The 10,189-nt window shown below is 44.3% G+C and carries 8 protein-coding genes; 2 read left to right on the top strand and 6 right to left on the bottom strand.

Translation table 11 applies throughout. From position 1 onward, the window contains the following. Nucleotides 1–41: 41 nt before the first annotated feature. On the bottom strand, nt 42–722 hold the full coding sequence (locus G1O98_RS33155) for a biopolymer transporter ExbD (RefSeq protein ID WP_163937510.1): 681 nt from the start codon (nt 720–722) through the stop codon (nt 42–44). A 40-nt stretch (nt 723–762) separates the two neighbouring features. Next, nucleotides 763–1,491, bottom strand: a complete 729-nt coding sequence (locus tag G1O98_RS33150) for a MotA/TolQ/ExbB proton channel family protein (protein ID WP_163937507.1) — start codon at nt 1,489–1,491, stop codon at nt 763–765. Nucleotides 1,492–1,856: 365 nt separating this feature from the next. Between G1O98_RS33150 and G1O98_RS33145 the strand changes: the two genes are divergently transcribed. Then, nucleotides 1,857–2,171: a YkvA family protein gene (locus tag G1O98_RS33145; protein WP_163937504.1), complete on the top strand. Its 315-nt coding sequence runs from the start codon at nt 1,857–1,859 to the stop codon at nt 2,169–2,171. Between the two features lie 97 nt (nt 2,172–2,268). Here G1O98_RS33145 and G1O98_RS33140 read toward each other — a convergent pair whose 3' ends face one another. The 4 genes from G1O98_RS33140 to G1O98_RS33125 all read right to left on the bottom strand — a co-directional run bounded on the left by G1O98_RS33140 (nt 2,269) and on the right by G1O98_RS33125 (nt 8,366). Further along, the gene (locus G1O98_RS33140; RefSeq protein WP_163937501.1) at nt 2,269–2,646 is read right to left on the bottom strand and encodes a GxxExxY protein; all 378 of its coding nucleotides are present in this window, start codon (nt 2,644–2,646) and stop codon (nt 2,269–2,271) included. Between the two features lie 40 nt (nt 2,647–2,686). Beyond that, nucleotides 2,687–5,893 (bottom strand): glycoside hydrolase family 15 protein, encoded by a 3,207-nt coding sequence (locus G1O98_RS33135; protein ID WP_163937497.1) that lies wholly within the window; start codon nt 5,891–5,893, stop codon nt 2,687–2,689. A 441-nt stretch (nt 5,894–6,334) separates the two neighbouring features. Then, nucleotides 6,335–6,676: a 4Fe-4S binding protein gene (locus G1O98_RS33130; RefSeq protein WP_163937493.1), complete on the bottom strand. Its 342-nt coding sequence runs from the start codon at nt 6,674–6,676 to the stop codon at nt 6,335–6,337. Between the two features lie 13 nt (nt 6,677–6,689). Next, the gene (locus G1O98_RS33125; protein WP_345940621.1) at nt 6,690–8,366 is read right to left on the bottom strand and encodes an FAD-binding protein; all 1,677 of its coding nucleotides are present in this window, start codon (nt 8,364–8,366) and stop codon (nt 6,690–6,692) included. Between the two features lie 632 nt (nt 8,367–8,998). Between G1O98_RS33125 and G1O98_RS33120 the strand changes: the two genes are divergently transcribed. Next, nucleotides 8,999–9,961: a TauD/TfdA family dioxygenase gene (locus G1O98_RS33120; RefSeq protein ID WP_163937487.1), complete on the top strand. Its 963-nt coding sequence runs from the start codon at nt 8,999–9,001 to the stop codon at nt 9,959–9,961. Nucleotides 9,962–10,189 lie beyond the last annotated feature (228 nt).

The following is a 10,189-nucleotide window of genomic DNA, read 5'->3' as shown; positions in this document are numbered from 1 at the left end:
GCCCCTCTCCCTCATCTGCCCAATCCCTCATACTCCCTAGTTCATCTTTTAAGAGGTGGTTGCGTTTGTTTGGGTGCTACAGGGGCTTGGGATGCTGGTGGGTTGGAAATACCAGGATTGATAGGACTGATGCCTTGCCCGGTTGGAGGCTGACTTACACCAGGTAAGGGTACGGAATTAGGTGCTAAGGGAAATTTAGGGGTAATATTCCCTTCGGGATTGATGCCTGGAACTGGCGCTATACCAGGATTGACTGGGAAAGAGGGGATATTAGGCTGATTGAGTGAGTTTGTGGGTGGTTGAGATGGGCCAGGAATAATTCCCAAAGAAACGCGATCGCCTCCTACTTGCCGTAGCAAATCCAATGTCTCAATCACATCATTATAAGTTGCTGTCCGCGAAGCATTTAGCACCACAACAGCACTGGGGTTTCCTTGAAGATACTGTTTTAACTTGGCTCCTAAATCGTCGCGTTTTACAGGCTGTTTTTCTATGTAAGTATTGCCAACGGCATCGATAGTTACAATGAGACTTCCACTCTGTGATGTTATTGCAGATACTGTACTAGGGCTGGCTTTGGGCAAATCAACATTTATTGCCTGTTGCCGTGTAAATTGTAAAGCCGCTAACAAAAAAAACGTCAGGATACAAAAAACGACATCAATTAAAGGGATGATTTGAATTTGGACTTCTTCAATTGGGGTATGTAGATTAACTTTCATTTTCTCAATTTAATCGCCTGCTTGGGGGTTAACTTATTGACTAATTAGGTAAATTCGGGGGTTCAGGAGGTTCAGGCAACCTAGTCTTTCCTGGCTTGCGGGGTGGAGTGAAATTTTCCCGGACAATTGGTGATGTAATATTACTAAAATCAGGGGGGGACTGGCGGTAGAGTAATTCCATCTCATTCCCTGCCTTCCGAAAAACTTTGACTTGGTTAACTACAAAACTTTGAAATAGGCGATAAAATACCAAGCTAATAATGGCAACTATTAACCCAGTTGCCGTACTAATTAAGGATTCACCAATACCAGTAGTCACCCCGGCGGTAGATTCAGTTCCCAAATCGCCAATCCGAATTGAGCGCAGAGAGTGAATTAGACCTAAAACAGTACCCAATAATCCCAGCAGGGGCGCGAGGGCAATCACAGCTTCTAAAAGCTTTTCGCCCCGCCGCATTCCAGCCAATTCATCTTCTGCTGTAGCCTCAAGTGCTAGTCGAAAGGTTTCCACATCAGTTTTTTGAAAACCTAAGGGGGCATAAAGAAAACGCCCGACAGGTTGATGGCTTGCTTGTTTGGCAATGTCAGCAGCTGCTTGCCAATTGTCTTGGGCAGCATCCAGAATGCGATCAACTATTTGCTTTTCCTGAGTCAAAATTCGCAACCAGAACCACAGACGCTCAAAAATCACACTCAAAGATAGAATCGACAGGACAAGTAAAGGCCACATCGCTGGCCCGCCCTTATAAAATAAATCTAAAATATCCACTGTTTAAGTTTCCTCCCTCCATGATTAGAGCAAATGTGCTAAGGCATTTTAATTCTAGAGATTAATGCAAAATGAGGGACTTCCAAAATATAAATTTCTCGAAAAGCTAAAAAGATAGTGTAAGCATGGGGTATTGGACTTAGACTAGTGGACAAACTTGCTGCTGGGTTGCCATAATCCCGAATTAATACAATCACTGTCTAATTTGTCAAACCCTTGCGGTATTAAACTCTTATGGATAATTACAAAATAGGTTTTTGATGACAGATTACGAGTAGCGTCTTCCCGACTAACTAGGGCGGTTATTCGCACCGGGAATTTTTAGGATTATTTGTCAAAATTAAAGATAACTGGAGGTTCAAAATATGAAATTTTCAATCCAATCACTTTACACCTGGTATCGCGATGTGCTTCGTAACCCCAAGTACCGTTGGTGGGTAATTTTAGGAACGTTGGTCTATTTGGTCAGCCCATTTGATGTTCTCCCAGATTTTATACCCGTTGTGGGGCAAATTGATGATGTTTTCCTTTTGACTCTGCTAGTTTCTGAGGTGTCTGGGCTAGTAATTGAGGGATGGAAGGCTCGTAAGGGTGAGGTGGGTGCTGAAGTACCTAATAACACAGAGGGTTCTACGTCTACTGCAAGCACAATTGATGTTGATGCTGTTTCGGTTAAGTAGATTTAATAAAACCCCTGCTTTTGGAATGGAGGTGGGGGATATTTTTTTTTAACGCAAAGGGGCGCGGAGGGAAGCGCAAAGGTTCGCGGAGGGGGAGTTAGAGGTTGTTGGCTACGCGTTTGATGCCTTCTTTGAGGTGGAGGACGTTGAAGTTGAGGAGTAGTACTAGTTTGCAGTTTGCGAGTTTGAGATAGGTTAGGAGTTGAACTGAGTGAATCGGGTGGAAGGATTCTACAGATTTAATCTCTACAATTACTTGGTTTTCGACCATCAAATCTAATCGATAAACGCAATCCAATTTCACTTCTTGGTAAACCAAAGGCAATGGAATTTGCTTGCCAACACTCAACCCGGACTTCTTCAACTCATAATCCAAGCACTCCTCATAAGCCGACTCCAACAAACCAGGCCCCAAAGCAGTATGAACCCTCATCGCACAACCAATAATCACCCCACTCAAATCATTCTCTCTCATCCTCTGCGCTCCTCTGCGTTTCCTTTGCGCCCCTCTGCGTTTAAAAATCCTTCACAAATTCCGTCAAGAACCTAAACGCCTTCAAAATATAACTAGCGCAATCTCTAGGAGAAGTATTGTAAAACGATCGCCACGCACTTGCCTTATCCTCATCATAGCGATCGCTGCGTTGACTATGATTTTCTAGCCACGCCAATCGCACTGCGTGTCCAATCAACACATCTAACACAATATATTCTTCGATTTGCAGCTTGGGATTATTAGCTGCGATCGCTCCTAATTCGATTAATGCTTCAATATTAACTTGGCGGTATTCTGGAGCTTCGATTTTATTCAGCAAATGCTCAACCAAGAGAGCAAAATTTCTTTCCCCTGCTGTCATCTCGGATAACATTATCTCACTATCTAAACGATTGCGGCGCTCTAGTTTATCCCCAATTACTAGACCCTTGCAATGTTGCATTAATAGCCAAACCTGCTTGAAAAAGTCTTTTGGTACGCGCCCCGTCGCACCTTCGGCTTGGCGAAACCGTCGCCAACCACCTGGCGGAACTTCTATCCCTTCGGCGATTCCTGGTAACACCACCCAAGCAATATCACTTTCTTTTTGCTTGACGTGCAGTGATTCTTGCTGACGCAACAGGTTACTCATGCCAGTATATCCAGTTAATACCTGACGCAAGCGCATTTTCACTTCAAAGGGTGAAAGTTGCATTAGGCGATCGTAAGCTTCATCTTGAGTGACATGCAATTCTCGCGCTAGTTCACTGGTTATTAACAGGATGAGATAGCCGACTCTCAGCGTTAGTAGTCCCTGGAATAGTTCGGGTTCTGAGCGAATTAAGATACCAACATAGATTAAAATCTCTTGAGTGAGGACGCGATCGCGGATATCTTCACGACAAAAATGATTAATTTTATCGGCAATTTCATCGTGAGACATGGGTACGCTAATCAAGGACGCTTCACTGTAAGCTTTACCCACAGAAATTTGCTTACCTCGCACCAAAATACTTGTGACTGCATCTGATAGGCTGATATCAACCATTTGGCGTAACCCCGCAGCCCGACGTACCACAGCCCAAATACCTAAATCTCCAGCTTTGGTATACACTTCATCGAGTAAATCGGCTACGGTGACAGGATATCCTGGGCCGCCATACCCCGTATCAAAGTTCATGCCTTGCAAGCGAGTTAAGGTTTGCAATAACTCAATTTGCTCGTAAATATTCTCTGATGAGCGTAAATAAGAAAGTAATAATGCAAAGTTAGTTTCATACTCCATCTGAAATTCTTGAGTATGCCCTAAGCGCCAGTTTTTCTCAGGATGATAAGCCAAATAATAGCAACGTGGGCCAGCATTTCTCACTGGCGATCGCGAGAATTCTGCATTGGGGAGAAAATCAATTCTTTGGATTCCGGCTGTTAAAATTAGCTGATTTAGCCGCCCTAATTTCACTCGCACACCGTTACAAACACCATCTTTTAGTTCTTGCATCAGTTCTAGTAATGCTTTCGAACCTGCTTCTAACATGGTGTGCGTCAACATTAAAGTCAAGGTAGGACGACCTAAATCGCTCCAGTATTTTTGAATATAAGCTAGTTCGCTTCTAATTTGATCTAGTAGAAAATGGTAATCAAGGGTTAAGTAAAACTGTTGAGAGTCGGAGAATGAAGGCAAAAATACAATTGTTTCCCCACGAATCCGAAAGATTCTAGATGTTGTTAAACTCCGCAGCCGTCGTACTGGCCGCCCAGTTAAACCAAGTTTGTCATTACGGCCAATTTGGGTATAAATAGCTGAGAATTCTCCAGCTTTTCTCACCTGAATCGGTTCTACTTGGGTAGGTGTTTGTGTTTCAATGCCATGAACTTCTAGTTTTTTCTGTAAATCTTCATCTTCTGCTAGCAAGGCAATTTGTACCAATGATTCGCGCTGTTTTCCCACGCACAAATGTCTTCCCAAAGGGTCGATATCACCAACTGCTAGTAACCCTTCACTCAACATTTGACTAAGAAAATATAAACTCTGCGCCCACACCAAAGGGATATTTTCATTGGGTAAACGTGGTTGCATTTGGGGTGCTAACTTTTCTGCTTCTATGTTTTCGGCTGGGACATAATATAGTTCTGGCAGTAAATGCAAACCATCTTGTTCTATAAGTAATGATTCTAAAAGTTCTTGATATTTTTTAACTTGTTCTTGCTCACCGCAAAATAATCCATCTAAAACTAAATAAGTGAAAAATAACGGCCATTCACATTCAATATGCTCAAATTGCTTGAGTTCCCACGGTTCGTAGTGCAAGCGCTGATTATCTTCTAAAACCGTCTGGTGTCCATCACGCAAAAAGCGTTTGCAGCCGTATTTACCTGCGAGTTTATTGATAATATCGTTTAAAGTGCGATCGCGTAACTGCGAGTCTTCCACTGCAAAGGCAGGATAACTGATAATACTTAACAGCGCCGCATCAATTTCTTTGGAACCAGATTCCCTCGGCAATAAAGATTCTAAAGTAATTCGGGCGCGGGCAATTTCATCTGGCAGCACATGAATCACCGATGCTTGACTCCCATGCACACCAAACAAATCCAGTCCGTTAATAGCTTCTAAAGCAGCTTTTGCCATGCCTACAGAACTGGCATTTAACTCAGCACTACCCCGATTAATTTTATTACCACGTTCCCAAATGCCATAATCTGGTGTGCGGTAAGCTCGTCCAATGTAGTAAACCAAATTTTGGACGAAATTCACTTCATCAATTGTATAAATTATTGGCAATCCCGCAGCCGTCATTTGCGCCAACATCAGCAAAAATATAGATGTGGCATCAAGTTGCAAATGTCCCCATTCGTCATCACCAACAACAATGTCACCGGTCGCGGTATTGTATTTGGCGTGCAGTCCATCTAATAGCGATTGAGTATGTTTAAATGTCTCTACTTTATGAGCCTGTCGCATCATCGCAAATAGCAACCCGCGCATCAGTTTGATGACACTGTGTTCTAGTTCATAGGTGCGTCCTTTGTCGTCGTCAATCTTGCGGTATGCAAGTCCTAAACCCCAAACTGCCAAAATACTATAAACGTTGTCTCGCACCCAGGCATCTGTATAATCGCCGTGGGCTGTAATCGCTGTACTCGCAGGTAGTAAACCAGTAATCGGATTCTGCCGAGCCAGGATAATTGTCTTGATTTGCTGGTAGTAATAGTCCAGACGAGCTAGCAATTCGGTAGATGTTTTCATGGTTTGGTTCGGAACTACTTGCAAAATTTGACCCTGTGACTGTCAAGTGAATTACCTAAACCAAGCCAGAACAAGTTCTGTAATGGTTGATGGGACAACAGCTAAGGGTGGTGTGAGTTTATTATTATCTCTTGTTAATACGCCTCTGGGTACTTAATTTTAGCGATCGCAAACTAAAACACGATTTACTTAGGTTGTTTTATACTTAGGATAGCGAAAATTATTATTAGGAGTCCTTTTTGAGGCAGTGCGATCGTTGATCGCGTCGTAGAATTAGCTCAAAAACGCGGCGTTAAACCAAGACAAATTGCCCTATCTTACTAGCACCAATTACCGTTGTTGGTGCTAGTAAGATAGGGCATCTAAAAGAAGCAGTTATTGGTGTGACTTGCAGGTTTTCGACTAATTGACGTTGCTACCAAACTAAATTAAACACTCAAATTAACTTTGATAGGGGCGCGGCAGTTGGCGCAGTTGATGAGCAGTATCCAATTCACTATTGTTTTTTCTGCCATACCCCCAACCCAAGATGCGACGATATTCACCCATGATGCCACTTTCAATTAAATCATCTTCATTGACTGCAACATTGGTATGAGATTGGGGCGCAACATAGAGTGCATCCGCAGGACAATAAGCCTCACACATGAAACAAGTTTGACAGTCTTCTTGTCGAGCGATCGCAGGTGGTTGGTTAGGTACGGACTCAAAGACATTGGTAGGACATACTTGGACGCACAGATTGCAATTGATACAGAGTTTATGACTGACAAGCTCGATCATGATACTGCTCCTGCTACAACTTTGATACAGAGGGTGTGATTTGAGTGGTTGGTACTGGTGGTGTAGCGATCGCGTTCTGCTCGTCGTAGGCGATGGCATCCGTTAGCCAATCACGCCTCACCCATAGACGATCTAAGCCGCCGGTTGCCTGATAATAACGCTGATTTGGATCGGTTTCGGGATAGTCCATACGAATATGTTCGCTGCGGGTTTCCGTGCGATGTAAAGCACTAAAATATGCCCATCGCGCTACAGCTGTGAGAGCAGCCGCTCGCCGAGAAAATTCCACATCGCGCACTGTATCTTGTTTCGGGTTCGTCTTTACCTGCTGCCACAACGTTTCTAATTTGGCCAGGGAATCCAAAAGTCCCTGCTCACAGCGCAAGTAATTCTTCTCTAAGGGGAACATCTGCGCTTGTACACCGCGCACGATCGCCTCGCTATCGAATGTTTCGGAAGCGGGAGACTGCGATGGGCTACGCAATCCGGCTTGACCAGCAGGATGCACCACCCGTTCATGAGGATGAGCGCCAAGACTCTTCGCAAATTCAGCCGCGCCAACTCCAGCCCATTGTCCTGTGGAGATTGCCCAGGCCGCATTGGGACCACCACCCCCAGAAGCTAAACCTGCTAAAAACTCCCGCGATGCAGCATCACCGGCGGCGTAGAGGCCAGGAACCTTTGTACCACAACTATCATTCACAATCCGAATTCCACCCGTACCACGGACTGTACCTTCTAAAATTAGTGTTACAGGCACTCGTTCTGTATAGGGGTCAATGCCAGCTTTTTTATAGGGTAAAAAAGATATGAAATGAGACTTTTCAATCACCGCCTTGACTTCAGGTGTAGCTCGATCCAAACGAGCATAAACGGAGCCTTTCAGGAGGGCATTGGGAAGAAATGATGGATCGCGACGACCATTGACATAGCCACCAAGATCATTACCTGCTTCATCGCTGTAACTAGCCCAGCCAAAGGGAACACCCCTTGTCACTGTGGCATTAAAAGCGGTCGAGATGGCATAGTGATTAGAAGCTTCCATACTGGAGAGTTCACCCCCAGCTTCTACTGCCATCAGCATTCCATCACCTGTATTGGTATTGCACCCTAATGCTTTACTCAAGAATGCACAACCACCATTGGCCAGGACTACTGCACCAGCGCGAACAGTATAGGTACGATGATTTTGTCTCTGCACACCTCTTGCTCCAGCCACTGAGCCGTCATCAGCCAATAAAAGCTCTAGAGCAGGACTTTGGTCAAGAATCTGCACCCCAACACGCAATAGGTTCTTGCGAAGTACCCGCATATATTCGGGCCCATAATAACTCTGGCGCACGGATTCCCCATTTTCTTTGGGAAAACGATAGCCCCACTTTTCAACTAGAGGCAAACTGAGCCAAGTTTTTTCGATAACACGCTCGATCCAACGTAAGTTAGCTAGGTTTTTTCCTGCGCGATAACGCTCCCATAAAACTTTGTCCCAATTCTCTGGAGAAGGAGCCATGATGCCATTGCCACTGGCAGCAGCTGCACCGCTCGTACCCAGAAAACCTTTATCAACAATGATAACTTTGACACCTTGTGATGCGGCTGCCCATGCTGCCCATGCTGCGGCAGGACCACCACCAATTACCAGCACGTCAGCAGTTAATTGCAGTTCATTTTCGCTATAGGCTGTTAGCAATTCCTTGTCCTCCTTTTTGGCAGTCAACTTCATACTTTGACTTGGAAAAGTTCTGTTAGAGGGACTTTGAGCAGCGTGCTGATTTCCTAGCTCAGTCCCTAAGAGTTCTTTAATTTTGAATTTCGCTTTGCTGTACCAGTCCCTTTTTCATCCGTTCTGGTGTATGCAGTTCATGATAAATACTTATGCAGTAGATAGAGTTTGCATAATCTATACAAAGAATGTGTAAGGCAAATTACAGTTCACATGATACACTAATTATTAGCTTCACAAACATTAAGTGTTACGAATTAATATTTTATCCGGTTGGAACTGTGGTAAAAGTTTCCATTCTCGTGAGGGGTAATGACATATCGGCTCACACCAATATCACCATGACCAGGCTTAGTAGAATGCTATGTAGATAAGCTGGCAGCACGCATCTTTAACAGATGAGACGCTATGAACTTCCTGTTATTTCAGCAATCTAAAAATATATTTGCATTATACTACGGTAATTCGATCGACTTAGTGTATGATTTTAAAAACTACGACCGCTTCCTTTGGAATATTGCTTGTAGTGGATAGCAATATTCCAAAAGAAAAGGACGAGTGCGGACACCACCTTATAAATCAAACTTTGGAGAGTCTACATGGGCTACAAGCATATTGAAGTCAAACAAGTAGCTGGTTTCATTGGTGCTGAAATCAGCGGCGTGGATCTTTCGCGTCCTCTGAATGATGATGAAGTCAAAGAAATTCGTAAAGCGCTATTAAAGTGGAAAGTTGTGTTCTTTCGTGGTCAGAACATCGATCATGCTGCCCAGGTTGAGTTCACATCTCGTTTTGGCGAAGTGACTTTCGCGCATCCACTTGGAGAACCTGAACCAGTTGCGGGATTTCCGCAGATCAAACCCGTAGACCGTAGGCTCTATGAAAAGCAATATGGTTTCCGCAGTGGAGGCCCCTGGCACACAGACGTGACAGCGGCTATTAACCCACCAGCAGCGTCAATTTTGCGTGCAGTTAATGTTCCTAGCTTCGGTGGTGACACCCAGTGGAGTAATCTAGTTGCAGCTTATGAGGGTTTGTCAGCACCTTTACGGGCGCTAGCAGACACATTGAAAGCTGAACATCGCTTCAATGGAGGTAAGCATCAGCCCCGCAACAGCAAGTTCACCGAGCGTATTGCTGTCAATCCACTAGTCTCAATCCACCCAGTTGTTAGGGTTCATCCTGAGACTGGTGAGCGAGCGTTGTTCGTTAACCCTGGCTTTACATCGCACATTGTTGACGTGTCACCACAAGAGAGCAACCTGCTGCTGGAATTGTTCTTCAACCAAATCACCAAGCCTGCTTACACCACCCGTTTCCGTTGGAACAATGGTGATATCGCCTTCTGGGACAACCGCGCCACAGTGCATTTGGCTCCTCAAGATTTAGATCATTTGGATGTCGAGCGTCTCCTCTATCGCACCACCATTACTGGCGATGTTCCAGTTGGGGTTGATGGTTTCCGCTCAGAAGTGGTTCAAGGTGAGGCGTTCAGCGCAGAAGTACCAACCGTCTTCAAGCAAAAAGCCCAAAATCTGGAAGCACAACCAGTGCTTTCGTAAACTACAAGGTGCTAAACCGGGCTGCGTGCATCTGTCTGACGCAGCCTATAATTCAGGGGAAGAAAGTGAAGCTCCTAAATAGATTTTTTTGTATATCCACCAGCATTTAATAGAATCTTTTTTTTGATTCGCCGTGAATTATATTACTTATATATAGGAATCATATTTGATTTCTGAAAAGGACTGCGAGATAATACGGGTAGAAATATCTGTCTAATAACGAACAAT

Source organism: Nostoc sp. UIC 10630, assembly GCF_010747425.1.
Classification (GTDB): Bacteria; Cyanobacteriota; Cyanobacteriia; order Cyanobacteriales; family Nostocaceae; genus Nostoc.
The sequence above is the reverse complement of the archived record's forward strand: the minus strand, read 5'-3'. Positions and strand labels throughout refer to the sequence as shown.